At 62.0% G+C, this 23,424-nt stretch carries 22 protein-coding genes; 9 read left to right on the top strand and 13 right to left on the bottom strand.

The genetic code is table 11. From position 1 onward, the window contains the following. Positions 1 to 29: 29 nt before the first annotated feature. Positions 30 to 485, top strand: coding sequence for a gamma-glutamylcyclotransferase family protein (locus A11A3_RS06105; protein ID WP_008928402.1), 456 nt, complete (start codon positions 30 to 32; stop codon positions 483 to 485). Here A11A3_RS06105 and A11A3_RS06110 read toward each other — a convergent pair. Next, positions 446 to 1,858, bottom strand: coding sequence for an MATE family efflux transporter (locus A11A3_RS06110; RefSeq protein WP_008928403.1), 1,413 nt, complete (start codon positions 1,856 to 1,858; stop codon positions 446 to 448). The two genes, A11A3_RS06105 and A11A3_RS06110, sit on opposite strands and share 40 nt — an antisense overlap. Positions 1,859 to 1,930: 72 nt before the next feature. Here A11A3_RS06110 and A11A3_RS06115 point away from each other — a divergent pair, with 72 nt between their 5' ends. After that, complete coding sequence (locus A11A3_RS06115) at positions 1,931 to 2,461, top strand: elongation factor P hydroxylase (RefSeq protein WP_008928404.1); 531 nt, start codon at positions 1,931 to 1,933, stop codon at positions 2,459 to 2,461. A 12-nt stretch (positions 2,462 to 2,473) separates the two neighbouring features. On the opposite strand, the gene betT is transcribed toward A11A3_RS06115, so the two are convergent. From betT to arsC, 10 genes are all read right to left on the bottom strand, one after another. Continuing rightward, positions 2,474 to 4,504, bottom strand: a complete 2,031-nt coding sequence (betT, locus tag A11A3_RS06120; protein ID WP_008928405.1) for a choline BCCT transporter BetT — start codon at positions 4,502 to 4,504, stop codon at positions 2,474 to 2,476. A 133-nt stretch (positions 4,505 to 4,637) separates the two neighbouring features. Beyond that, positions 4,638 to 5,945, bottom strand: coding sequence for a DUF58 domain-containing protein (locus tag A11A3_RS06125; RefSeq protein WP_008928406.1), 1,308 nt, complete (start codon positions 5,943 to 5,945; stop codon positions 4,638 to 4,640). Beyond that, entirely contained in the window at positions 5,942 to 6,913 is a 972-nt protein-coding gene (locus A11A3_RS06130; RefSeq protein ID WP_008928407.1) for an AAA family ATPase, read from the bottom strand. The genes A11A3_RS06125 and A11A3_RS06130 overlap by 4 nt, the downstream gene beginning before the upstream one ends. Next, positions 6,910 to 8,241, bottom strand: a complete 1,332-nt coding sequence (locus A11A3_RS06135) for a DUF4350 domain-containing protein (protein ID WP_008928408.1) — start codon at positions 8,239 to 8,241, stop codon at positions 6,910 to 6,912. Before A11A3_RS06135 ends, A11A3_RS06130 begins: the two co-directional genes overlap by 4 nt. Continuing rightward, on the bottom strand, positions 8,234 to 9,709 hold the full coding sequence (locus A11A3_RS06140) for a DUF4129 domain-containing protein (protein ID WP_008928409.1): 1,476 nt from the start codon (positions 9,707 to 9,709) through the stop codon (positions 8,234 to 8,236). Before A11A3_RS06140 ends, A11A3_RS06135 begins: the two co-directional genes overlap by 8 nt. Further along, a complete protein-coding gene (locus A11A3_RS06145; RefSeq protein WP_008928410.1) occupies positions 9,690 to 10,670 on the bottom strand; it encodes a stage II sporulation protein M in 981 nt (326 codons plus the stop codon). The genes A11A3_RS06140 and A11A3_RS06145 overlap by 20 nt, the downstream gene beginning before the upstream one ends. Next, complete coding sequence (locus A11A3_RS06150) at positions 10,667 to 11,401, bottom strand: RDD family protein (RefSeq protein ID WP_008928411.1); 735 nt, start codon at positions 11,399 to 11,401, stop codon at positions 10,667 to 10,669. The genes A11A3_RS06145 and A11A3_RS06150 overlap by 4 nt, the downstream gene beginning before the upstream one ends. Then, positions 11,391 to 11,732: a DUF2069 domain-containing protein gene (locus tag A11A3_RS06155; protein ID WP_008928412.1), complete on the bottom strand. Its 342-nt coding sequence runs from the start codon at positions 11,730 to 11,732 to the stop codon at positions 11,391 to 11,393. Before A11A3_RS06155 ends, A11A3_RS06150 begins: the two co-directional genes overlap by 11 nt. After that, complete coding sequence (wrbA, locus tag A11A3_RS06160; protein ID WP_008928413.1) at positions 11,729 to 12,328, bottom strand: NAD(P)H:quinone oxidoreductase; 600 nt, start codon at positions 12,326 to 12,328, stop codon at positions 11,729 to 11,731. The genes A11A3_RS06155 and wrbA overlap by 4 nt, the downstream gene beginning before the upstream one ends. Positions 12,329 to 12,331: 3 nt before the next feature. Further along, on the bottom strand, positions 12,332 to 12,685 hold the full coding sequence (arsC, locus tag A11A3_RS06165) for an arsenate reductase (glutaredoxin) (protein WP_008928414.1): 354 nt from the start codon (positions 12,683 to 12,685) through the stop codon (positions 12,332 to 12,334). A gap of 79 nt (positions 12,686 to 12,764) precedes the next feature. On the opposite strand from arsC, the gene A11A3_RS06170 reads away from it, so the two are divergent. The 5 genes from A11A3_RS06170 to A11A3_RS06190 all read left to right on the top strand — a co-directional run bounded on the left by A11A3_RS06170 (position 12,765) and on the right by A11A3_RS06190 (position 17,719). Continuing rightward, on the top strand, positions 12,765 to 14,069 hold the full coding sequence (locus A11A3_RS06170) for a YihY family inner membrane protein (protein ID WP_051011756.1): 1,305 nt from the start codon (positions 12,765 to 12,767) through the stop codon (positions 14,067 to 14,069). Next, positions 14,050 to 14,325: an acylphosphatase gene (locus A11A3_RS06175; protein WP_008928416.1), complete on the top strand. Its 276-nt coding sequence runs from the start codon at positions 14,050 to 14,052 to the stop codon at positions 14,323 to 14,325. Before A11A3_RS06170 ends, A11A3_RS06175 begins: the two co-directional genes overlap by 20 nt. Continuing rightward, positions 14,322 to 15,200, top strand: a complete 879-nt coding sequence (locus A11A3_RS06180; protein ID WP_008928417.1) for an alpha/beta fold hydrolase — start codon at positions 14,322 to 14,324, stop codon at positions 15,198 to 15,200. The genes A11A3_RS06175 and A11A3_RS06180 overlap by 4 nt, the downstream gene beginning before the upstream one ends. Positions 15,201 to 15,298: 98 nt before the next feature. After that, entirely contained in the window at positions 15,299 to 16,807 is a 1,509-nt protein-coding gene (locus A11A3_RS06185; RefSeq protein WP_008928418.1) for a fumarate hydratase, read from the top strand. Positions 16,808 to 16,852: 45 nt separating this feature from the next. Then, positions 16,853 to 17,719, top strand: a complete 867-nt coding sequence (locus A11A3_RS06190; RefSeq protein ID WP_008928419.1) for a hypothetical protein — start codon at positions 16,853 to 16,855, stop codon at positions 17,717 to 17,719. Positions 17,720 to 17,962: 243 nt separating this feature from the next. On the opposite strand, the gene A11A3_RS06195 is transcribed toward A11A3_RS06190, so the two are convergent. Beyond that, entirely contained in the window at positions 17,963 to 20,593 is a 2,631-nt protein-coding gene (locus A11A3_RS06195; protein WP_008928420.1) for an efflux RND transporter permease subunit, read from the bottom strand. 44 nt (positions 20,594 to 20,637) lie between these two features. Further along, complete coding sequence (locus A11A3_RS06200; protein WP_008928421.1) at positions 20,638 to 21,069, bottom strand: SRPBCC family protein; 432 nt, start codon at positions 21,067 to 21,069, stop codon at positions 20,638 to 20,640. 155 nt (positions 21,070 to 21,224) lie between these two features. On the opposite strand from A11A3_RS06200, the gene A11A3_RS06205 reads away from it, so the two are divergent. Next, the gene (locus A11A3_RS06205) at positions 21,225 to 22,253 is read left to right on the top strand and encodes an AraC family transcriptional regulator (protein ID WP_008928422.1); all 1,029 of its coding nucleotides are present in this window, start codon (positions 21,225 to 21,227) and stop codon (positions 22,251 to 22,253) included. An 80-nt stretch (positions 22,254 to 22,333) separates the two neighbouring features. Continuing rightward, positions 22,334 to 23,395 (top strand): transporter, encoded by a 1,062-nt coding sequence (locus A11A3_RS06210; protein ID WP_008928423.1) that lies wholly within the window; start codon positions 22,334 to 22,336, stop codon positions 23,393 to 23,395. The last annotated feature ends 29 nt before the right edge of the window (positions 23,396 to 23,424 follow it).

A 23,424-nucleotide genomic window follows, 5' to 3' on the forward strand; every position in this document is an offset into this window, starting at 1 on the left:
CAAGTGGCGAGGATGAACGGTGCAATCCCATGGATACCTGTAACTACTATTTTGCCTACGGCTCCAACATGAATCCGGCGCGCATGGCGGTGCGTGGCATGCGTTACCGCCACAGCCATGCCGCCAGGCTGGAGGGCTGGCAACTGTCGTTCAACAAGCGCGCCCATGGCAAGCAGGGCATCGCCTACGCCAATATCGTGCCAGGTGCGGCCTGCGAGGGGGTGCTCTACCAACTTTGGGACCATCGGGAAATTGAGCGCCTGGACCCGTTCGAGGGGTGGCCGGAACGCTACCGTCGCGAGTGTCTGCGTGTCGAGACCGCTTCGGGCAGCGTGCGAAGCTGGGTGTACATTGCCAACCCGCAGTGGCAGGCGGAGCAGTTATTGCCGGAGCGCTGGTACCTGAATCATCTTCTCAGTGGCCGCCCCTGGCTCAGTGATGACTATTACCGGGCGTTGTTGGCCACACCCTGCGCCTGTGACTGAGTCGCCGGGTCATCGTTGGCGGCATGGCGCGCCAGAGGCTGGGCCAGCCGCCAGCGCAGGCGCAGCCCCAGCAAAACGGCCGCCGCGGTAAGCCCTGCTACCAGACCGATCCAGAAGCCCGCCGGGCCCATGGGCTCGCCCCACCAGTGACTCATGCCGAGCCCGTAACCCAGCGGCAGACCAATCCCCCAGTAGGCGACCAGGGTCATCAGCATGGGCCAGCCGGTGTCCTCGAAACCGCGCAGGCAGCCGTTGGCACACACCTGCAGTGCATCGGAGACCTGATAGAGTGCCGCGAACAGCAACAGATGGCTGGCCAGAGCCACCACCTGGCTATTGCCGGTGTAGATGTGCGGGATCCAGTGCCGTGCCAGTACCAGGCCCAGCGATGCCACCAGCCCCACCACCACGGTAATGCCCATTGCTACCTGCACGGCATGGCCCAGGCTTTGCCGATCTCCACGGCCACGGGCATGGCCCACCCGCACGGTGGCGGCCAGGGCGAAGCTCAGCGGTACCATGAAGATCAGCGACGTGAAGTTCAGCGCAATCTGGTGACTGGCCACCACCTGGGCGCCCAGGCTGCCGATCAGCAAGGCAATCACGGCAAAGATGCTGACCTCGAAGAAGATGGACAGCCCCACCGGCAGGCCCAGGCGCAACATGTAACCCAGGCTGGGCATTTCAAAATGCCGCTGGCGCAGGTTCAGTGGGGCATGCTGGTAGACCGGGTGCCGGTGGGTATAGATCGCCATCATCAGCGCCATCGACCACATCACCAGACTGGTTGCCCAGCCACAGCCCACGCCGCCCAGGGCCGGCAGGCCGAGCTTGCCATAGATCAGCACATAATTGGCCGGGATGTTGATCAGCAGGCCGATGACGCTGATCCACAGTACCGGTCGGGTGTGGTTCATGGCTTCGGTATAGCTGCGCATGGCCAGCATCAGGGCGGCGCCGGGCATGCCCCAGCTGAGTGCGTTGAGGTAACCGATGACTTTCGGGCAGATGGCCGGGTCCACGTCCATCCATGTAAGCACTGGCGCCATGCTGCGTAGCAGCAGGGCGCTGAGCACCCCCAACCCCAGCCCCAGCCACATGCCCTGCTGGGCGAGGGGATTGATGCGGTGGTAAGCTTCGCCGCCAAGATGCCGGGAGAGGATGGGGGTCGCGCTCATCAACACCCCGGTCATGAACAGAAACAGGGGCACCCAGATACTGGCACCCACGGCCACCGCCGCCAGATCATTGGCACTGACGCGGCCGGCCATCATGGTGTCCACGAAACCATTGGCGGTCTGGGCCAGCTGGCCGCCGAGAATGGGCAGGGCCAGGCTGAGCTGGGCGGTAAGTTCCTGACGACGGGATGACATATGCGACCAGAGTCAAAAGCGGAAGCGGCAAGCGCGGTAAAGGCGGCTACCATACCGCAAAGCCCTCCCGGCGTGTACCGAAGTCGGGACCTGGAAGCCCTGTTTCGGGCCACTTTTTTTCAATCCCATGACACGGTACTGGAAGGCGGAGCGGCGGAGCCGCTATACCGGCCGGGTTCGCCCCATCGTATCGTCTACAGCCATGATTACTTCCGCAGTGCCCTGCACGAGATCGCCCACTGGTGCGTGGCCGGTGCCCGCCGGCGTCAGTTGGAGGACTATGGCTACTGGTATGCCCCGGATGGGCGGGATGCGGCCCAGCAAGCGGAGTTTGCGCGGGTCGAGGTCTACCCCCAGGCGCTGGAGGCCCTGTTCTGTGCGGCCTGTGGCCATGGTTTCCGGGTCTCGCTGGATAATCTCAGCGGTGATGGTGGCGATGAGCAGGGCTTTGCCCTGGCCGTTTATCAGCGGGCGAAGGCATCACTTGATGGTGGGCTTGCCGAGCGTCCCCGGCGCTGGTGTCAGGCACTGGCAGCGCATTATGGCCGCCGTGACATAACGCTAAAGCGGGCCCTGGATGAGATATTCCAGAACCCGCTGTGAGCGCCTCTGAGCTTAACGAAGCATGTGCAGGAAGTGCATGTGTTTCTCGTACTGGTCCAGTACGTCGGCAATCACCTGATCTTTGGTGTACCCCATCAGGTCATAATCCTGGCCCCCTTCGCTGAGGAAGACCTCGGCCCGGTAGTAGGTGTCCTTGTCCGCATGTTTCTTGGCGTGATCCAGCTGGCGGATGGTAATGGACGGCCGGGTGTAGCCGCGCACTCTTACGCCATAACGGAAATCAATTTCCTTGTCATGGCTGACATCCAGATAGCTGCGGTCGTCTTCATGGCTGACGGTCACGTCCAGGCCATGGCTCTTGAGCTCTTCGGCCACGGCTTCCAGCGCCGGCTTGGCAGTGGTTTCCAGAAACTCCAGCACACGGGCACGGATCGGGAAATGCACCATGGTCTTCAGGCGCGCCTTCCAGCCACCGCCGGCGGGGCGATTGTGCCCCACATGGATGGTGGGCGGCGGCGCCACGGCGGTGCGGAAACTCTGCTGACGTATCTGTTCCACCCGCAAGGAGCGTAACAGGCCGAAGCAGGCCACCATCAGCACAATCGCAAAGGGCAGGGCCGAGGCAATGGTGGCCGACTGCAATGCCCCCAGACCGCCGGCCAGCATCAGCGCCATGGCCACGATGCCCTCCGTGCTGGCCCAGAAAATGCGTTGCCATACCGGCGTGTCGTCATGGCCGCCGGATGCCAGCATGTCCACCACCATGGAGCCGGAATCCGAGGAGGTCACGAAGAACACCACCACCATCAGGGTGGCCACGCCGGAAACAAAGCCGGACCAGGGGAACTGCTCCAGGAAACGGAACAGCGCCACGGACTTGTCGTCGCTGACAATCTGGCCCAGCTGGGCAAAGGAATTGTCCATGATCATCTTGATGGCGGAATCGCCGAACACTGTCATCCAGAACAGGGTAAAGCCGGCGGGGACCAGCATCACGCCCATGGTGAATTCGCGAATGGTGCGGCCGCGGGAAATGCGCGCAATGAAAAGGCCCACAAACGGTGACCAGGACAACCACCAGCCCCAGTAGAGCAGGGTCCAGCCGCCAATCCAGGCCTGGGGACCGGAGCCGGTTTTGGGTTCATAGGCGTAGAGGTTGAAGGTCATGCTGACCAGGTCAGACAGGTAGGCACCCAGGTTTTGTACATAGGCCTTTAGCAGGAACACGGTGGGACCCAGTGCCAGGATGAACACCAGTAGCAGAAAGGCGAGGCCCAGGTTCAGCTCCGACAGGCGACGGATGCCGGCGTCCAGGCCGGTGACCACCGAGATGGTGGCCAGCGAGGTAATGCCGACAATCAGCCCGACCTGCACATATTCATTGACGGGAATGCCGAACAGGTAATTAAGCCCGGCGTTGACCTGCTGAACCCCGTATCCCAGCGAGGTGGCCACCCCGAAGACCGTGCCGACCACCGCAAACACGTCCACCGCATGGCCAATGGGGCCGTAGATGCGCTTGCCGATCAGCGGATAGAGTGCCGAACGCAGGGTCAGGGGCAGGCCGTGGCGAAAGCTGAAGTAGCCCAGTATCAGGCCGACGATGGCGTAGATCGCCCAGGCATGCAGCCCCCAGTGAAAGAAGGTGGCCTTCATGGCTTCACGGGCGGCGTCGATGGTGCCGGGGTCGGCCATGGGCGGGCTGGTGAAGTGGGTGACCGGTTCGGCCACACCGAAAAACATCAGGCCGATGCCCATGCCGGCGGAAAACAGCATGGCGAACCAGGAGGTGTAACTGTAATCCGGTTCCGAATGGTCCGGCCCCAGCTTGATTTCGCCGTAGCGGCTGAGGCCGAGAAAGACCACCAGCGTCAGGATGATGGCCACGGTGAGAATATAGAACCAACTGGCTTCCTGAATCACCTGTGTCTGCAGGTAGGAGAAGAAGCGCTCGGCGGTGTCGCCGAAGATGGCGGAGAACAGCACCAGTGCAGCGATGATGGCCACGGCGGAATAAAACACCGGAGGATTGATCTTGACCTTGTCGCTGTTGACGCCAAAGGTTTGCTCGTGCTCAGTCATGCGTTGCTCCTTTATCCCTGGAAGTCACGTCTGGTCTGAGGTTTTCGTGCCGAATCAGCATAGCACATTGACACAAGCGTGCTCGTCCAGCCGTTGACAGGGGGTGAACGGGTGGCAGGTTGCAGCGGGGGCCCTAGAGTCTGCCGCTGCGTTTGAGCATCAGATAGAGATTACTCAGCCGTGCCGGCAGTTGTTGAGGCACGCTGGCCGTTACCAGGGCGCCGGCATGGCGCAGGCGGGTGTGCAACTGCTGGCGCTGAAGTTGCTCGCGGGCGTCGGCGGCCAGCGTCAGGGCCTGATCAAAATCCGCCACCGGCTGATGGGCCAGATGCACCTGTTCCGGCAGCAGCATGTCGGCGATCAGGACCAGATGGTGGCGTCGCAGCAGGGAGACGGCAGTGACCAGGTCATCCTCGTCTTCCTGCTGCAGGCGGGTGACCAGTACCACCAGTGCCCGGCGGCGCCAGCGGCCCAGCAACTGGCGGGCGGCCAGATTGAAGTCACTGGCATGACGGCTGGGATGCAGGTCATAAAGACCATTGAGCAACTGGTTGAGCCCCTGCTGTCCCTGCACCGGCGGCAGCCAGCGGCTGCTGTCACCGGAAAACAGCATGGCGCCGGCCTTGTCCTTCTGTTTCAGTGCCGTCCAGGCCAGCAGCAGGGCGGCATTGAGTCCGTGGTCGAAACCGGTCATCTCGCCCACCGGCATGGCCATGCGGCGCCCGCCGTCCAGCATTACCAACACCTGCTGATTCTGCTCGTCCTGATATTCCCGGCTGATCAGCTGGCGCCGTCGGGCGGTGGCCTTCCAGTCGATCTGGCGCAGGCTGTCGCCGGGCCGGTATTCGCGTAGCTGGTGAAATTCCATGCCTTCCCCACGGCGCGGGCGCATGCGATTGCCGGTGAGCTGGAAGGCATGATTGATATCCATGTCGGCGCGGCTGATGCGTGAAAAATCCGGGTAAACCGGGACAGTACGCTCCGCCGGGCAGACCTTGCGAACCTGCCACAATGTCAGTGGCGAGGGCAGCCAGAATTCCAGGTCACCGAAAGCCACCGGTCCACGCCGGGCGGGCCGGTAGGGATAGGTGACCTCGGTGATGCGACCGCCACCGGCAGCATTCAGGGTGACCGGCAGTCCGGTGCGGTCGTCGTCGTCCGGATGATGATCCGCGAGCACAAAACGCCGCGGCAGGCCTCGCGGGGCAACCTGGATCCTGACCGTGTGGCTTTGCTGGACGGACAGGGCATCCGGCAACAGGCGCTCGGCCTGCGGTGTGGGGCGTCGCCGGGCCTGGCGCAGATCCAGCAGGCTGACCACCAGGGCAAGGCCGCCGACGGCCAGCCATAGCTGGCTCCACAGCGGCGACAACCAGGGCAGTGGTGTGGCCAGCAGCGCCCAGGCGGCTACCAGCCAGAGCAGAGTCACCGCCGGCTTCATTGTTTCGGCGCTTCCACCTGCGCCAGCAGGCGCTCCAGGGCAGATTCCGGTGTCTGACCCTCGATTTCCGCATCGGCGCTGAGCTGAATACGATGGCGCAGTACCGGGCGGGCCACCTGCTGGATGTCATCCGGTGTGACAAAGTCGCGGCCTTCGAACAGGGCCTGGGCGCGGGCGGCCCGGGCCAGGGCAATACTGGCACGGGGGCTGGCGCCGTGGATGATACCGGGGAAGTCACGGGTGGTGCGCACCAGGCGCAGGGCATAGTCGAGCACTTCCGGGTCCAGTAATACGGTGGCGCTGAGCGTCTTGAGCGCGGCAATGGCATCGGCATCGGCCACCGCGGTCAGGCTGTCCACATCCAGGCTGGCGGCAATGGTGCCGTCCAGCACCATGTTGACCAGGGTGGTTTCGTCATCATGGCCCGGGTAGTCAATCAGCACCTTGAATAGGAAACGGTCCAGCTCCGCTTCCGGAAGAGGATAGGTGCCTTCCTGGTCCAGCGGGTTCTGGGTGGCCAGTACCATGAAAGGTTCACTGAGGGTAAAAGCCTTGCCCTCGATGGTGATCTGTCTTTCCTGCATGACCTCCAGCAGGGCGGCCTGGGTCTTGGCCGGGGCCCGGTTGATTTCGTCGGCCAGTAATAACTGGGTAAAGGCCGGCCCGCGCCGAATCCGGAACTGTTCGCTCTTGGGGTCGTACATGGCATGGCCGGTGACATCGGTGGGCATCAGGTCCGGGGTGAACTGGATGCGGTTGAAGTCCAGGTCCAGCACCCGGCCCAGGCTTCGTACCAGCAGGGTCTTGCCCAAACCGGGCACCCCTTCCACCAGGACGTGGCCGCCGGTGATCAGCGCAATCAGTACCTCACGCACGACCTGCTGCTGGCCAATCAGCACCCGGTTGAGTTGTTGTTCTATGCGGTGGGCCAGCTCGGTGGCCTCGGCCAGGGTCTGGGGGTGAGTCATGCATCGCTCCTGATTTTCTGTAGCCACTCCACCTGGCGGGTAAAGTGCTCGCGGTTGTCCGGTTGGGCGGTTAGCGCCTGTTCCAGCTGTTCGGTGCTGGTATCCAGGCGCCTGGCGACCTGCGCCAGTGCCCGTTCACGGCGGGTGTCCAGTCGTTTGAGATGTTGCTCGGCCTGCTCGCGCAGGGGCGCCAGCAGGCTACGGTACTGGCTGTTGCGCCAGAGAAAATAGCCGCTGGCATGAAGATGCTCCAGGTAATCGCGCTGCTGTTGATGACGCCACTGAATGCGCGGACCGGTACGACGGCTGCGCCGCCACAGCCACAGTGCCAGCAGTACCATCAGCGCCGAAATCAGGGCGGGTGCCTGTAGCCACAGCCATTGTGGCAGCGGTGGCATCATCACCGAGCGGACAAACCAGACCTGGTTGCCGCCGGTCAGCCAGTTGAGCAGCCAGGCATGGTCGAAATAAAGCAGATGCTGGTTATCCCAGAGACTGAGATCGGTCAGCACGGTCACAAGGCCGTCGCCCAGTTGCAGCTGGATCAGTTGTGAGCCCTGCTCATTATCGGCATAGGCGATGACGCTCACCGGCCAGCGTGGATCGTTGTCCGTGGGCGTTTGTGCCTCATCATCAGTGTCATTCCAGCTGTCATGCCAGAGTTCATGGTCACTGTAGAGCTGGATGCGCCGCTCGCGGCTTTCCTTGTCACCATGCAGAACCAGTGGTTCGGGTTGCGGCGGCGCCTCACAGAGTTTCTTTTCACAGAAGCCGATGGCATCGGTCACATCGCCACTCAGGCAGAAGGCCACCACGCCCTGGGTAATGAAGTCGTAATTGTTGATCAGCTTGTCGAGCTCTTCTTCCTTCTTGTCGTCACCCTCGCTGTCCTGATCCGTTTCCTGGGTGGACCAGATGGTAATGCCAAGCGGATAGAGCAAGGGATCATTGTCGGCCAGCTGCTCATCGGTGACGGTCTTTTCGTCCACGCTGTCCGGCAGGGGGCGGGCTGCGACAATCATCTCGCCGCCGGCGTGGACCCAGTCGAGCAACTGTGCCACCTGGTCTTTGGACAGTTCCCCGCGTTGCTTGTCGATCACCAGGGTGACGTTGGTATCCGGCAGCGGAAACAGGCTGGCGCCACTGAGGATACGACGGCTTGTTTGCCCCTGGCGTTCCAGAAACTGCTGGGCGGCGGCGAAGGGGTTGTTGCGGATATGGCTGTCCACCGGCACCGAGCGCATGTAACTGACCGGTTCGGTGAGACTGTAGTAGCCAATGCCCAGTGCGATGGCCAGGATCGCCAGTATCCAGGGAAGTTTACGCATGGGCGTGCTCCCCGCGATGCAATTGCTGCCAGTGATCCAGCAATTCGCGCACCTGGCTCGCCTCCACCGGGCGATGGGCCCAGGCAGTGCGTACCCAGGCGTCCACCAGCCGTGCCAGATAGGCGAACAGGGGTTGCTCACCATGCTGCTGGCGCAGGGCCCGCAGGCACTGTTGTTCGGTCGTGCCCCGGTGCACGCGTACCGGATAACGGGGCAGCAGGTCGGCCAGGACCGCGCGCAGCAGCAATGACAGGGCGGTGCGAATGTCGTTGGCCTGCAGGGCCTGGTTGATGGCCGCCGTCAGGTTGTCAGGCAGACTTTGCTGGCGGATATCCAGCCCGGCCACATGGGTTGGCGGCGCGCTTTCGCCCTTGCGGCCGGCTGTGGTGCCGCCCTGATCCAGATAGCGCAGAATGCGAATGATCAGCCACAGGGCCACGGCAATGAACAGCAGCCAGGCGAGAGTGCGTATCAGGCCATCGGGCAGCGACATGGGGTCATGGTTCTTCTCTTCCGGCTTGTGTTCCATCAACCATTTCCAGAGCGCGCGCATCCAGTCCGATTCACTGTCACTCTGGTCTTTCCAGCGGCGTTCATGGGCCTCTTCCATGGGCATGAAATCCTTGCCCGCCAGGACCTCAATGGCCTGTTGGCGCGCCGGCTGGTCGTCGGCCCGGGCCGGTTGCGGGTTGAGGACGGGCAGCAATAACAGCAGGGCGATGGCCAGCATGCCCCGGCGCCGACCGATACGGGTGAGCCCCAGCTGCAGGTCCCAGCCCTCCAGCCAGGTTCGCTTGTTGAGATACAGGGCAAACCCGCAGGCCACATAGAGCGGCTCGGTGACCACCATCACCAGATACCAGCACAGGCAGCTGATCACGATTTGCAGACTACCCTGTTCGAAAAACCAGCTGCTCAATTCCAGATCGAACTGCCAGGGAATGAGCATATAGAGCAGGGCCAGCAGCCCCAGGGTCATGAACTGTTCCAGGTGCAGCACAATCAGGGTCAGCATGGCAGCGCGATTGGGCTGGCCGCTGGCCAGCACACGCATGCGCTGGTTGGCCTGATCGCCACGGGCGCCTTCCAGCTGCCAGACATTGTTATTGAAGCTGCGCCAGGGGCTCAGGCGCCGCCAGGTCAGCTGGCCGATCAGGCCGTTGCGAGCGTAGCTCGGCAGGCGGCGAAAAATGGCGCCCATGGCCAGGGTCTCGTTGAACAGTGCATGGCTGTAGAACGCCAGCACCGGGCGCTCCCACAGGGGTTTGAGCCACCAGAACAGCAAGATCGGCCAGAGGCTTTCGGTCTGCACCGACACGCCCAGCAGGGCGGCGAAGGGCAGGGCGGTCATGGCCAGCCAGATCAAGGTCACCGGGCCGGCCCAGTGACGGTAAAGACGGGTACCCAGATCCACCGCCTGCCAGGGGCCACGCGGTGCCAGCCGGGCGTTAGCTTTCTCCAGCTCCACGTGTGCGTCCCCCAAAAAACAGATAAAGATAAAGCAGTGCCCAGCAGGCGGCACCGACACTGTATTTTATGCTGGCGTCCAGTTGCCGGGGCGACCAGAACGCTTCGATAAAGGCGGCCAGCAGTAACAGGCTGAATACGCCATACATGATCGGCAGGGCGTCACTGGCCGCCTGGCGCAGGGCATCCATTCTCGACAACGCCCCGGGAGCCAGTATCGACCAGCCCAGGCGAAGCCCGGCGCCGCCGGCCAGCATGATGGCGGTGAGTTCCGGCGCGCCATGAGCAATGACAAAGGTGAAGAAGGGTTTGGCGGCGCCGGCGTTGATCAGGTGGGCGGCGATAGCGCCAAAGAAAGCACCATTGAACACTTCCACGAACAGCGCACCGATGCCCAGCAGCAGGCCGCCGGAAAAGGTGCTGAAGCCGATGCCGATATTGTTGCGGATATAGTGGCCGAACATCATCACATCATCACCGCTGTCACGGTGCCGGTCCGCGGTGCGATCGGGCAGGTACATGTCCTCGATCTGCGTAATCGCCTGATCCCCCATCATGGTGTAGATCATGTCCGGGTTGTTCTGTACGAGGGCCCAGACAAACCCCAGCGACAACGCGAAGCACAGCATGCTGACCAGGTGCCAGCGCCACAGGCGGCGTACCGCACGGGGGAAATCCCGTGAGAAAAAGGCCGCCAGGCGGCTGAGGAACGGCGGGTTATAGCGGTACAGCTGGCGATGGGCTCGCATCACCAGGTCGTTCAGATAATCCTGCAATTCCAGGCTATAGCCCCGTTCGCCGCTCAGCGCCAGCTGGTGGCACAGGCCGCGATAGCCGGCCAGAAAGTCGTCCAGCGGCAGACGCTTGCGTTTGCTGACGTGCAGTGACTCCAGCTGATCAAGCTGGGCTTCCAGGGCCTGCCAGTGGGGCCGGTAGCGCTGTTCGAACTGTGCCTGCTTCATGCCTGCCCCGCCGGCTGATTGGGTGTCACGGTAGCGTTGTCATCCGTGCCGCGGGTATCCCCGGTGACCAGAAAGCGGGTGACGGATGCCAGGGTGGATTCTGCCTGTTCCGGGGGCAGTTCCGGGTAAGCCAGTTGCGCCAGTTCCTGTCGGCGTAATGGCGAAAACTGGTTGCCCCTTTCCCGGAAAGCCAGCAGGGTCAGCTGATCGTCACGGCTTACCGACCAGTCCGGCGGTTGGCGCTCGCCGTCACTGCGGGTCAGGCTCTGGCCGTGTTCCGGGACATGAATGACCAGGGTGTTGGCGGCCATGTCGCCCAATCGTTGCTGGCGGGGGCTGATCAGCGTGGCGATAAAGCCGAGCAGATAGAACATGGGGAAAGCATCCGCAGTGCGAAGCAGGTTGCGGATCAGGCTGCCATTGAAACTCAGGGGGCTGCCGTTGGCATGGATGACCGCCAGGCGCATGGCTTTCTTGCCCGGAGTCTGGCCGTTGCGCAGGGCCTCGAACAGGGTGGGATAAAACCACTCCAGGAAAAACGCCAGAATGGCCGCCAGCCCCATGCCGAACTTGCCCAGCACCGCCAGCATGATGCCGAGCACGGCATAGATGACCAGGCGTATAAGCAGGTCGATACTGTAGGCCAGGGCGCGGGGTACCGGCCCGGCCAGGGACAGGGAAAGCAGGGCGCCTTCAGGTGTTTCCACCTCCAGACGGTCGTCAATCAGCATGGCGTTCCTTGCGTATCTGCAGTGCTGCGGTGACAAACAGCATGACGGTAAGACTGGTCTTGGCGATGGCGAGCGTACGCACCGGCGCCGGGTCCAGCAACTGGATGGAAAAGCCGCAGAAATAGATCAGCAGCAGAAAACACAGCCAGGTGGCCAGACGCGGATCGCCTTTGCCGCAAGCCGGTGCCATCAGCAGCAGGGGCATGTAGAGCAGCCCGGCCATGATCAGCGTCGCCATCCATGGCGTCTGTGGCGGAGCCAGGATAAAAAGGCCGGATACGCCAATGACCAGAAGCAGCAGGTAGCTCAGACGCATCAGCCAGAGGATCATCGTGCCCCCTTGAGGGCCCTGGCGGTGGCCGCCAGCCGTTTACCCAACGCCCGGGCAATATGGATCTCATCGTCGGTCAGGGTGGCATCCGCCCGGCTGCCGGAAACATGGGAGGCGCCGTAGGGGGTACCGCCGCTTTGGGTTTGCAACAGCGCGTCTTCACTGTAGGGCACCCCGGTAATCAGCATGCCGTGGTGCAGTAGCGGCGTCATCATGGACAGCAGCGTGCTTTCCTGGCCACCGTGGAGGCTGCCGGTGGCGGTGAAGACACCGGCGGGTTTGCCGATCAGCTCACCGGACATCCACAGTTCGCTGGTCTGATCGAGAAAATATTTCAGCGGCGCGGCCATGTTGCCAAAGCGGGTGGGGGAGCCCAGTGCCAGCCCGGCGCACTCGCGCAGGTCATCCAGGGTGGCATAGGGTGCGCCGCTGTCGGGTACCGCTGGGCCGGTGGCTTGATGGTCGGCGGACACGGGCGCCACTGTCCGCAGTCGGGCTTCCAGCCCCTCGCTTTCCACGCCATGGGCAATCTGCCGGGCCAGATTGGCAACACTGCCGTTACGGCTGTAGTAAAGCACCAGGATGACATCGCTCATGGCTTAATCCAGCAGGTTGAGCACGTTTTCCGGAGGCCGCCCCAGCACCGCACGGTCGCCATGGACCACGATGGGGCGCTCGATCAGTTTCGGGTGTGACACCATGGCCTCGATCACGGCCTTGTCACTGCTTTGCGGGCTGAGGCCGGCATCCTTGTAATCCGCTTCCTTGTGGCGCAGCAGATCATGGGCGCGGTCCAGCCCCAGTTTCTTGATCAGGCTGGCCAGGGTGGCGGCATCCGGGGTGTCGTCCAGGTAGCGCACCACGGTGGGTTCAATGCCGTTTTCCTCCAGCAGTGCCAGCGTCTGGCGGGATTTGGAACAACGCGGATTGTGATAGATAGTGTAGTCAGCCATCGGTTTGCATATCCTTGAAACGAATTGAGCCATTGTAAGCGGCGTAAAGCCGGTGGCAAGGCAACCGCATGGATGGACTATGGAAAATCAGGATCCTGTGATTCCGGTACGGGCAAGACTGGCGTCGATAGCGGCGTTTGCGAAATTGCTGCGCCAGCAATTCGTGGAGGATGGTTGCCGCCAGAGTGCGGCGGCACTGACTTATACGACCCTGTTTGCCATTGTGCCGGTGATGACAGTGAGCTTTACGCTGCTGTCGGCGATTCCTGCTCTGAAGGAAAAGGGCAGCAGTATTCAACGTTGGGCGTTTGACTATTTCGTGCCCTCGGCGGGTAGCGAAGTGCTGGAACAATTGCGTTCGTTTTCACAACAGGCCACCAACCTCACCGGCATCGGTATTCTTTTTCTGGTGGTGACCGCAGTACTGATGCTGCGCACCATCGAGCAAAGCCTCAACCGTATCTGGAAAGTTCAGGAGCCACGCAAGGGGCTCACCAGCCTGATGATGTACTGGGCGGTATTGTCGCTGGGGCCCCTGTGTCTTGGCGCCGGTCTGGCGATCAGTTCCTTCCTGACCTCCCAGGCCATTTTTAACGACACGGTCAGTTACCTGGGGGGCGTGCGTCTGTGGTTGAGTATTTTGCCGTTTGTGTTCACCACCTTTTTGCTGACACTGCTTTACACCGTGGTGCCCAATACCTCGGTGCCCTGGCGTCAGGGGGTGCTGGGTGCGGCCTGTGCGGCGCTGTTGTTTGAGCTGGCCAAGGCGGCCTTTGCCCAGTTCATCAAACACGCGCCCAACTACCAGGTGGTCTATGGTGCCTTTGCGGCGGTGCCGATATTCCTGCTGTGGATTCATTTATCCTGGATCATCGTTCTGGGAGGGGCGGAACTGGTTCGCGCGCTGGTGATTTTTCAGGAGCACCGTCGGCAGATTCCGAAGATGCAATCCATGTTGCGTTTGCTGGAGCTGTTCTGGCAGTGCCAGCAGTCAGGCAAAACCCTGCGTAGTCGTGACCTGCGCCGGGAAATGCGACACCGGGGTGTGGCCCACTGGGATGAATTGCGCAACATTCTGCAAAAATCCGGCATCATTCGCCGCACCGATGAGGGCGGCTACCTGTTGGGTCGCAATCTGCAAAACCTCACCCTGGGCCAGTTGACGGCCATGATGCCCTGGCCGGCCCACAGCCAGTTGCGCATGCGCAGCCAGAATGACGATGCCGGCTGGGAAGTCCACGGCAAGCAGCGCCTGGATGCGGCCCGCGAGGGGATGATGGCGGAACTGGATATTTCACTGGACGCGCTGTTTTCCTGCCCGGATGATGGGCGCCCCGCTGCGCAACACCAAGCAGGAGGCAAGCATGACAATTCTGAGCCGTAAGGTGCGTATCCAGGGGCGGGTGCAGGGCGTCGGATACCGGGCCTGGACCCAGCAACAGGCGCGCCAGCATGGCCTGGTCGGCTGGGTACGCAATTGCGTCAATGGCGATGTGGAAGCGCTGTTGCAGGGCCCGCAAGCCGACGTGGACGCCATGCTGGAGGCATGCTGGCAGGGGCCACCGGCCGCCCAGGTCAGCCAGGTGCTGGCCGAGGACTGCCCGCAGCCACGGTGTAATCGATTTGAGGTGACGGCATGAAGCAGGTGGAACTGGTCAATGGTGATCTGCGCTTTCCGGCTCTGATGGCCGGCACCGGCGATCCGGTGATATTGCTGCACGGGTTCCCGGATACCTACGAAAACTGGGCGGTACAGGTCAATGCCCTGGCCAGTGCCGGCTATACCGCCATCGCGCCAGCGCTGCGCGGCTATGCCCCCGGCTGTCAGCCGGGCAATGGGGACTATTCCCTGTACGCCGCGGTGGATGATCTGATGGTGTTTGCCGCCCAGCTGGGCGGGCGCGTGCACCTGATTGGCCATGACTGGGGCGCTGCCGTGGGGTATCTGGCCTGTGCCCAGTCGCCGGATACCTTCTGTTCGTTCAGTGCCCTGGCGATTCCGCCGCTACGGCGTCTGCCCCAGGCGCTGCTGAAAGTCCCCGAGCAGATTCTGCTCAGTGGCTACATGCAGTTTTTCCAGTTGCCACTGGCACCGGAGGCCTGGCTCAAGCGGGGCAACATGGCCGGGGTGGAAGCGCTGTGGCGGCGCTGGTCGCCGGACTGGGAGCCCGGCCTCTACCTGGACAACGCCCGCGATACCCTGTCGCAACCCGGCGTCATCAGCGCGGCACTGGCCTGGTATCGGGCGCTGTTCAAGGTCTGGCGCAAGGAACACCAGAAGGCCCGTGCCTGGCTATCCCGGGATATCGCCACGCCCACCCAGATTCTGGTGGGCAGTCGCGATGGCTGCATGAGCCCGAAGTTGCTGGCCAACACCGTGGTGGAGAGCGACTTCAGCGCTGGCGTGGCGGTACATGAGATCGAAGATGCCGGGCATTTCCTGCATCTGGAGCATCCGGATGCGGTCAATGCCCATCTGCTGCATTTGCTCAAGGCCACCCATTGCGAATGCTGACACGGGCTGTCAGCCCCCTGATCAAAAGCGGGTTTTAACCCGCTTTCCAGTGTGGGGTATACTACGCGCCCCCAATATATCCCAGCAGGAGTTCTCCCATGACGGTGATTCGCCAGGATGACCTGATTCAGAGCGTGGCCGATGCCTTGCAGTACATCTCTTACTACCATCCGGTGGACTTCATCCGTGCCGTCACCGAAGCCTACGAGAAGGAAGAGAGCAAGGCCGCCAAGGACGCCATGGCGCAGATTCTGGTGAACTCCCGCATGTCCGCCATGGGGCACCGGCCGATCTGCCAGGACACCGGTATTGTCACCGTGTTCGCCAAGGTGGGCATGAACGTCACTTTTGAAGGTGATATGTCCTTGGACGACATGATCAACGAAGGCGTGCGTCGGGCCTACAACCACCCGGACAACGTGCTGCGCGCCTCGGTGCTGGCGGACCCGGACGGCAAGCGTGCCAATACCAAGGACAACACCCCGGCGGTGATCAACTACTCCATCGTGCCCGGCGACAAGCTGGAAATCGACGTGGCGGCCAAGGGCGGCGGTTCCGAAGCCAAGTCCAAGTTCGCCATGCTCAACCCGTCCGACTCCATCGTCGACTGGGTGCTGGAGCAGGTGCCGAAGATGGGCGCCGGCTGGTGCCCGCCGGGCATGCTGGGCATCGGCATCGGTGGCACCGCCGAGAAGGCCATGATCCTGGCGAAAGAGTCCCTGATGGACCCTATCGACATCCACGAACTGCAGGCCCGCGGCCCGCAAACCCGTGCCGAGGAACTGCGCCTGGAGCTGTTCGAGAAGGTCAACGCCCTGGGCATCGGTGCCCAGGGCCTCGGTGGCCTGACCACGGTACTGGACGTGAAAGTGGCCGATTATCCCACCCACGCGGCCAACAAGCCGGTGGCCATCATCCCCAACTGCGCCGCGACCCGCCACGCCCACTTCACCCTGGATGGCAGCGGCCCGGCGGACCTGAAAGCACCGGATCTGGAAGAGTGGCCCAAGATCGCCTGGGGTAACGACGAGGGCGCCAAGCGCGTCAACCTGGATACCGTCACGCCGGAAGAAGTGCAGACCTGGCAACCCGGCGACACCCTGCTGTTGTCCGGCAAGCTGCTGACCGGCCGTGATGCGGCCCACAAGCGTATGGTGGACATGATTTCCAGGGGCGAAAAACTGCCAGTGGACTTCACCAACCGCTTTATCTACTACGTGGGCCCGGTGGACCCGGTGGGCGACGAAGTAGTCGGCCCGGCAGGCCCCACCACTGCCACCCGCATGGACAAGTTCACCCGCACCATGCTGGAAGAAACCGGCCTGATCGGTATGGTTGGCAAGGCCGAGCGTGGCGATACCGCCATTGAGGCGATCAAGGACAACAAGGCGGTCTACCTGATGGCCGTGGGCGGTGCTGCCTACCTGGTGTCCAAGGCCATCCGCAAATCCCGTGTCGCCGCTTTCGAGGACCTGGGTATGGAAGCCATCTACGAGTTCGAGGTGGAAGACATGCCGGTGACCGTGGCGGTGGATTCCCAGGGCGAGTCCGTGCACAAGACCGGCCCGGTGATCTGGAAACAGAAAATCGCCGAAAAATCCGCTTGATGTCGCAAAAGGGAGGCCGCCAGGCCTCCCAGACCTGATGATGTGATGCCGTACAGGTCCGCACCGCTTTTCCGTTATCTGGTCCGCTGCCTGCTGGCGGCGGCACCGGTTCTGCTGGCCGGTTGTGCCACGTCATCTTTTCTGCCGTCTTTTCTACAGGCCCGTCAGTCGGTGCCCGATTCGGTCTCCGGCCTCAGCTACCCGGCCATTGATCGGCTGGGCGCCATGACCGGGCCGTGCCTGGCCCTGGCCGAAGCACACCAGAATGGGCGCAGGATCACGGTGACCCTGTTGCAACAGCAATGGCTGCCGGATTGCCGGCGACGTATCGAGCAGGCCCGGGCCAGGCAAGAGGCGCTTCAGCTCACTCGGGCCGTGGAGCAGGCCTGGCGCCAGGTTCAGGCACATGGGCGGGCACAACAGGCCGAACGGGCCCGTTTGCAGGCCCGCCGTCAGACCCTGCGCCAGCCTGCGGTCAAAAGCGGCAAAAATGAACGGGCAGAGGCTTCTGACACGGTCAGCGAACAAGCCCGTCGCCACCACCGTGAACGGCTTCGAGCCGCCACCATCAATGAGCTATTACGGGGCGTGCCGGATCTGCCCATGGCCTACACGCTGGGGCAACCTTCCTCCCTGAGTCTGACCGGGTTTCTTTCCTGCCTGGAAGTGGCCTATCCCAACCAGGGCTATGAAATCGAACAGCGTCGCGACTCTCTGGTGGTCAAGGCGCTGCAGGCGGACATGCTGCGCGGAGATGTGACCATTGAAAGCCACTTTAGCCGCGCCTGGGGAACCTGGGTGCTACAGCAGCTGAGCGTGGCGCAGGTGTCGGCCAGCCGGGCCAGGGATCGTTATCGACTGGCCCGCAATCTGCTGGCCGACGAATGTCCCGAGGCGCTGATCTCCGGTTAGCTAACCGCTGACGACAAATAAAAAGAAACCGCGCTTTGGCGCGGTTTTTTATGGGAAGACAACAAAGATAAGGTCCGGGAGCCCGTGCCCCATCCCTGGGGCGACGGAGATCGTTCAGGCCGGCGGGGGTCGTAGTACTGGCCTGGGGCTACCCGGACATTCAATATACTGTCCATTTGGGCAGTGGTCAACCCGAGTGTGGCGGTCCCGGCCTCGCGGCCCGGACCGCTTTTGCGGTCGGTCTCAACCGGCCTTGAGTTTGGGTTTTACCGTGATCAGCAGGGCTGGCAGCAGTGTCAGGTTGCTGAGCAGGGCCACCAGCATGGCCAGCCCCGTGAGCAGACCAAAATAGACCGTCGGATTGAAGTTGGAGAACGCCAGGATCGAGAAGCCGGCAATGATGGTCAGTGAGGTGTAGTACATGGCCTTGCCGATGGAGCCATGGCAACGCTTCATGGTCGCCACGTAATCATTGTCCCGGGGCAGTTCCTCGTGGAAGCGGTGGATATAATGAATGGTGTCATCCACTGCGATGCCGATGGTGATGGCGGTGATGGTAATGGTCATCAGATCCAGCGGCAGGCCGATCAGTCCCATCAGACCCAGTACCAGGCCCGCACTGATGAGACTGGGCACCATGCTGATCAGGGCCACCGGCAGGCTGCGGAACAGCAACAGCAACATGATCAGAATCGCGAAGAACACCACACCCAGCGTCTTGATCTGGGAGTCGAACAGGCTCTGCAGCATATTGTTATAGAGCACCATGGCGCCGGTCAGGTGTACCTGCTCCGGTTGCAGGCCAAAATTGTTCTGCAGGTCATGACGGATCTTGCCGATCAGCGCGTTGCGGTTGAGGTTCTTGTCCGAATCAATCACCCGAACACTGATACGCACCTGATTGCCGTCCTCGGACAGATAGGGGCTGACCAGCCGGCTGCGCAGATCATCGGGAATAAAGCTGGCCAGCAGCATCAGCTGTACGTAGCTGAGAGGACCATTGTTGAGTTTTTCGGCGACCTCGTAGGTGGTGGCGATGGACAGCACCTTGCCGGTTTCCGGCAGGGATTCCAGGTAGTTCTGTATCTTCACCAGCTGCGCCAGCCGCGCGGGCGTAAACCAGTAGGCATTCTTCAGGGGGTTGGCCTTGGCCGCCGGGGCAAAAGGATCGGCACTGCCGCCACCACCACTGGCAAACGGGTCGGCGCCAGCATCGCCAGCAAAAGGATCATCACTGCCGGAGTCATTGCCAGTGTCGGCAAAGGGGTCGCTTGTTGCGGGCTCACCAAAATCGTCATCACCGCTGTCGTCCGCTTGTGTGTCGGCAGGGCTGGCCGGCGCGCTTTGCGGCGCCGTTTTGGGGGCATCGATGACAATATCCAGCGGGGTGGTGCCACCCAGCTTGCGGTCAATCTGCACCATACCCTGATAGATTTCCGTGTCCTTCTGGAAATAGTCGATAAAGCGGTTTTCCACGGTCAGGCGGGAAACACCCCACAGGGACAGGCCGACAACGATCAGGGCCATGGTCAGCAGCAAGGGTCGATGACGCTCGGTGAAGCCGGCAAAGCCAAGCGTGAATCGACGGGTAAAGTCGCGTCCCTGACGCGGCGTGCCGGCGGGCAGAAAGGCCAGCAGAGCGGGGAAGGCCAGGAAGCACACTACCAGCGCCACTCCCAGGCCGATGGTCATCATCCAGCCGAAGTCGATCACCGGGCGGATGCCACTGAGCACCAGCGAACCAAAGCCGACCATGGTGGTTAGAATCATGTAAATGCTGGGCCGCATCATGTGGGCGGTGGTTTCCCGGATCAGCCAGCCCTGGCTAGCCTGGGGATTTTCCTCGTGCAGTTCACGAAAGCGCACCGTCAGGTGAATGACGATGGACATGGTGATGATCAGCAGCAGGGAAATGTAGTTGCTGCTGATGACACTGACCTTCCAGTCCACCAGGCCCAGCCAGCCGGTGACCAGCAGCACCGTAATCGCGCAGCACACCAGTGGCACTACCACCCAGCGGGGGCGCCGGAAGATCAGGAACAGGGTCAGGATCAGAAAGATCAGCACGCCCACGCCAAAGGTCTTCAGGTCGGCGCGGATAAAGCGCACCAGGTCGGTGGCGATCATCGGCACGCCGCCCAGGAACAGCTTCGCCTGGTCACGGTGCTGATCCATGATGTGGCGCACCTGATCAATTTCGCCGGCGGTGCGCTTCTGCACCTGAGTGCTGTACTCGCTGAACTGGCGGCGTACGGTCTCCAGCTCCCGTTGCTGGGCATCGTTGAGCTTGCCCTTGCTTTGTTGTTCGTTCAGGTCGTTACGCTTGTAGAGCAGGTCGTAGTAGTGCTGGTCTCGCTTGAAGGTGACCAGCAGGGCGGTGGTGTTGCCGTCGGCGCTGACCAGCAGATCCTTGTAGAGCGGATTCGCGCCCAGGAATTCCTTTTTCGCCAGTGACAGGTCCACATCCCTGTCGTTGAGGGTACGGTAACTGTTGGCCAGGTCCTGGAATTCCACCTTGGGGCTGAACAGCAGCGGCACATCCAGCATGCTGGTCACGGATTGAACCCGATCCACGTGGCGCAGGGCATCCTGCAGCTCATGCAGATGGCCGAGTACCGGCCGGCTGAACAGCGGACCCTCCTTGGGCGTATAGGTGATGATGATGAAATCGCTGCCGCCGTATTTCTTGGCAATATCGCGGTAGTACTCCAGCGCCTTGTCGTTCTCCAGCACCAGCGAGTCTGCCGATGCATCGATATGGAAATCCCGGGCCTGCCAGGCGGCGCCGGCACACAACAGGGCCAGCAGCACCAGCCAGACAACGGGGTGGGCAAGTACCGCGCGGCAATAGCCAAGAAACAGTCGATGCGTCATGGACAGACCTTATGTGATTGTATGCATGAACCGCCCGTGGCGGTTTAGAACAGCGCCGCGTATTCGGCGGCAAAGCGGGTATCGAAACGGTGAATCAGGCGACCCGCTGGCCACGAGAGCAGGGTAAGCAGCCCCTCGGTCCACTCTTCCTGATGGACCCGGCAACCGCCTTCACCATCGTCGATAAAGGTGAAACGATGCGTGATGCTGCCCAGGGGCAGTTTCAGCCCCCAGGTAATGCGCTCGTTTTCCCGGAATTCCTGCACCTTGACCACCACCGGGGCCGGCGGCAGGCCGGGCAGGTCGGCCACGAACAGTAGCAGCGAGCCGCTTCGCCAGTCGCCATTAAGCAGGCGCGCGTGGCGCACCACGGAGCACCAGTCCTGCCAGCTGCGAATATCGGCAAACATCCGGAACGCCTGTTTGCGAGAGGCGCGGGTGTCGGTCACTTCATCGACCAGATAACGTTTCAGCATGTTCCGTCCTGATAGTCTGGTTGCCGGGCGCCCCGTAGGTTACTCAGTGTCACCGGCAAGCTCCAGCTTTGATGCTGGCCAATGGGGCCAATTGTTTTTACCCGGTTGACCTGCGAAATGGCTTTGCCTAGTTTCGAGTCATTGTGAGGGAAACCATGTCCACGACTCTGTTACCCGCCTCCATATTGCCCGGCCTGATGGAAGTGTCGCTGCGCAGCAAGGTCAACGCCCAGTGGCTATTTGACCGGGCCGGCATCGATGCGGATATTGTCGGTCGCAGCGACCGTTTCATCCGGCTTGAGCAACTGGATGAATTGCTGTTTACCGCCTTCACACAAAGCGATGATGCCCTGTTCGGTCTGCATGTGGGCGCGGACAATCACTATGGCAACCTGGACCTGCTCGGCAACCTGATGGCCACGGCCGCGACACTGGAGCAGGGGCTGGCGGTGCTGTTCTGCTACAAGGACCTGCTGGTTCCCTATCTGCGCTTCAGCCTGACACACAATGGGGGCCGGGCGCGACTGGCGGTGACCAGCCAGGAGCCAGCCCTGCGCTTTCTGGCTACCCGTACCCACAATGAGCTGATCGTAGCGACCATGGTTTCCATCGGCCGCTCATTACTGGGCGGTGAAATGCCGGTGCGAGCCGTAGGGTTTGTCCATTCGAGCCCGCCCACGCCGCTGCTCAGTGAGTATCAGCGCTTCTTCGCCTGTGACCTGCTTTTCGATCAGTCGGAAAACGCCATCGAATTCGATACCTCGCTGCTCTCGCTACCCCTGCCGGGCGCCTATCCCAAGTACCATCAGCGACTGCAGCAGGCCGCCGAGCAGATGCGCGACGGTTTGAACCGCGCCGCCGGCATCAGTGGTCGGGTGATGGAACAATTGGCCAATCTGCTGGGCGGCGAGCCGCCCACTATCGATGTGCTGGCTGCCCGTCTGGCCATGACTCCGCGTACCCTGCAACGGCGATTGCAGGAAGAGGGCACCAGTTTTGCCCGATTGCGTGACCGGGTTCGCCACCAGCATGCCTGCGATGCCCTGCAGCAGGCCCAGTGCGACATGTCTTCCCTGGCCCAGTATCTGGGGTTTTCCGATACCGCCAATTTCTACCATGCCTTCAAACGCTGGCAGGGCTGCGCGCCCGGGCAATACCGCAAGCAACAGAGGAGCGTCGGCTGACCACTGTGGCAATTTGCCACCTTGGTTTTTCCCGCACGGCGACTACCCTTGGCGCCAATTCAGGCACAGGGGAACTGACCATGTTGAAGCCGATTGTTTCCGCCAGCGTCTTGCTGGCCGTTAGTGGCCCGGCGCTGGCCCATTACGATGGTGGCCGCCCGGACAGCCATGCACCGATTTCCGTGATGGGGGACCATACCCATGGCAAGGGCGAGTGGATGCTGTCCTACCGCTACATGGGCATGGCCATGAGTGGCAATCGCTCCGGTAGCGATCATCTGTCCACCCAGGAAGCGTTTGATCGCATCCCGGGCATGAGCATGGGAATGGGCACCATGAAGGCGTTGCCCTACGAAATGACCATGGACATGCACATGCTGGGTGCCATGTATGCGCCCACCGACAACCTGACCCTGATGGCCATGCTGCCCTATGCCACCCGGGAGATGACCACCAAAACCCAGATGACCATGATGATGGGTACCAACCAGGGCGAGTTTGATACCGAAACCGCCGGGCTGGGCGATGCCAGTGTCACGGCGTTGTACAAGCTGTGGGAAAACAACGGGTACCGTTTGCACCTGAATCTGGGGCTGGGTCTACCTACCGGGTCCATCGACGAAGAAGACTTCGTGCCCATGCAGGGCAAGGACGTGCAGCTGCCTTATCCCATGCAACCGGGCTCCGGCAGTTACGAAGCCCGCCCGGGCCTGACGCTCAACAAACAGTATGCCGCCTGGAGCTGGGGTGCCCAGGTGCTGGCCAGTTACGCGCTGGATGACAACGATCAGGGCTATAAATTGGGTGATCGCCAGCGCGTCAGTGTGTGGGCGGCCAGGCCGGTCAGCCCCTGGGCATCGCTGTCACTGGCCGCCTACAAGAGCTGGTGGTCCAACATCGATGGTGACGCCGAGGACCTGACCATTTCGCCGATGATGAACCCGGCGGCCAACCCGGACGCCCGCGGTGGCCAGCGGCTGGATATCGGTGTGGGCGTCAATTTGCTGGGCAAGCAGGGCAGCCTCAAGGGCCACCGCCTGGCCATCGAATATCTGGCACCGGTGCATCAATCCCTGCATGGCCCGCAACTGGAGACCGACTACACCTTCACGGTGGGCTGGCAGAAGGCGTTCGGCGGTTAATCATTACGCCCATGGTTTGCCCACAAAAA

Source organism: Alcanivorax hongdengensis A-11-3, assembly GCF_000300995.1.
GTDB lineage: Bacteria > Pseudomonadota > Gammaproteobacteria > Pseudomonadales > Alcanivoracaceae > Alcanivorax > Alcanivorax hongdengensis.

Bases quoted from the DNA above. Each gene is read 5' to 3' on its own strand.
- A11A3_RS06105 (WP_008928402.1), top strand. From the start codon at position 30: ATGGATACCTGTAACTACTATTTTGCCTACGGCTCCAACATGAATCCG.
- A11A3_RS06110 (WP_008928403.1), bottom strand. From the start codon at position 1,858: ATGTCATCCCGTCGTCAGGAACTTACCGCCCAGCTCAGCCTGGCCCTG.
- betT (WP_008928405.1), bottom strand. From the start codon at position 4,504: ATGACTGAGCACGAGCAAACCTTTGGCGTCAACAGCGACAAGGTCAAG.
- A11A3_RS06125 (WP_008928406.1), bottom strand. From the start codon at position 5,945: ATGAAGCCGGCGGTGACTCTGCTCTGGCTGGTAGCCGCCTGGGCGCTG.
- A11A3_RS06130 (WP_008928407.1), bottom strand. From the start codon at position 6,913: ATGACTCACCCCCAGACCCTGGCCGAGGCCACCGAGCTGGCCCACCGC.
- A11A3_RS06135 (WP_008928408.1), bottom strand. From the start codon at position 8,241: ATGCGTAAACTTCCCTGGATACTGGCGATCCTGGCCATCGCACTGGGC.
- A11A3_RS06145 (WP_008928410.1), bottom strand. From the start codon at position 10,670: ATGAAGCAGGCACAGTTCGAACAGCGCTACCGGCCCCACTGGCAGGCC.
- A11A3_RS06150 (WP_008928411.1), bottom strand. From the start codon at position 11,401: ATGCTGATTGACGACCGTCTGGAGGTGGAAACACCTGAAGGCGCCCTG.
- A11A3_RS06155 (WP_008928412.1), bottom strand. From the start codon at position 11,732: ATGATCCTCTGGCTGATGCGTCTGAGCTACCTGCTGCTTCTGGTCATT.
- wrbA (WP_008928413.1), bottom strand. From the start codon at position 12,328: ATGAGCGATGTCATCCTGGTGCTTTACTACAGCCGTAACGGCAGTGTT.
- arsC (WP_008928414.1), bottom strand. From the start codon at position 12,685: ATGGCTGACTACACTATCTATCACAATCCGCGTTGTTCCAAATCCCGC.
- A11A3_RS06170 (WP_051011756.1), top strand. From the start codon at position 12,765: ATGGAAAATCAGGATCCTGTGATTCCGGTACGGGCAAGACTGGCGTCG.
- A11A3_RS06175 (WP_008928416.1), top strand. From the start codon at position 14,050: ATGACAATTCTGAGCCGTAAGGTGCGTATCCAGGGGCGGGTGCAGGGC.
- A11A3_RS06180 (WP_008928417.1), top strand. From the start codon at position 14,322: ATGAAGCAGGTGGAACTGGTCAATGGTGATCTGCGCTTTCCGGCTCTG.
- A11A3_RS06185 (WP_008928418.1), top strand. From the start codon at position 15,299: ATGACGGTGATTCGCCAGGATGACCTGATTCAGAGCGTGGCCGATGCC.
- A11A3_RS06190 (WP_008928419.1), top strand. From the start codon at position 16,853: ATGCCGTACAGGTCCGCACCGCTTTTCCGTTATCTGGTCCGCTGCCTG.
- A11A3_RS06195 (WP_008928420.1), bottom strand. From the start codon at position 20,593: ATGACGCATCGACTGTTTCTTGGCTATTGCCGCGCGGTACTTGCCCAC.
- A11A3_RS06200 (WP_008928421.1), bottom strand. From the start codon at position 21,069: ATGCTGAAACGTTATCTGGTCGATGAAGTGACCGACACCCGCGCCTCT.
- A11A3_RS06205 (WP_008928422.1), top strand. From the start codon at position 21,225: ATGTCCACGACTCTGTTACCCGCCTCCATATTGCCCGGCCTGATGGAA.
- A11A3_RS06210 (WP_008928423.1), top strand. From the start codon at position 22,334: ATGTTGAAGCCGATTGTTTCCGCCAGCGTCTTGCTGGCCGTTAGTGGC.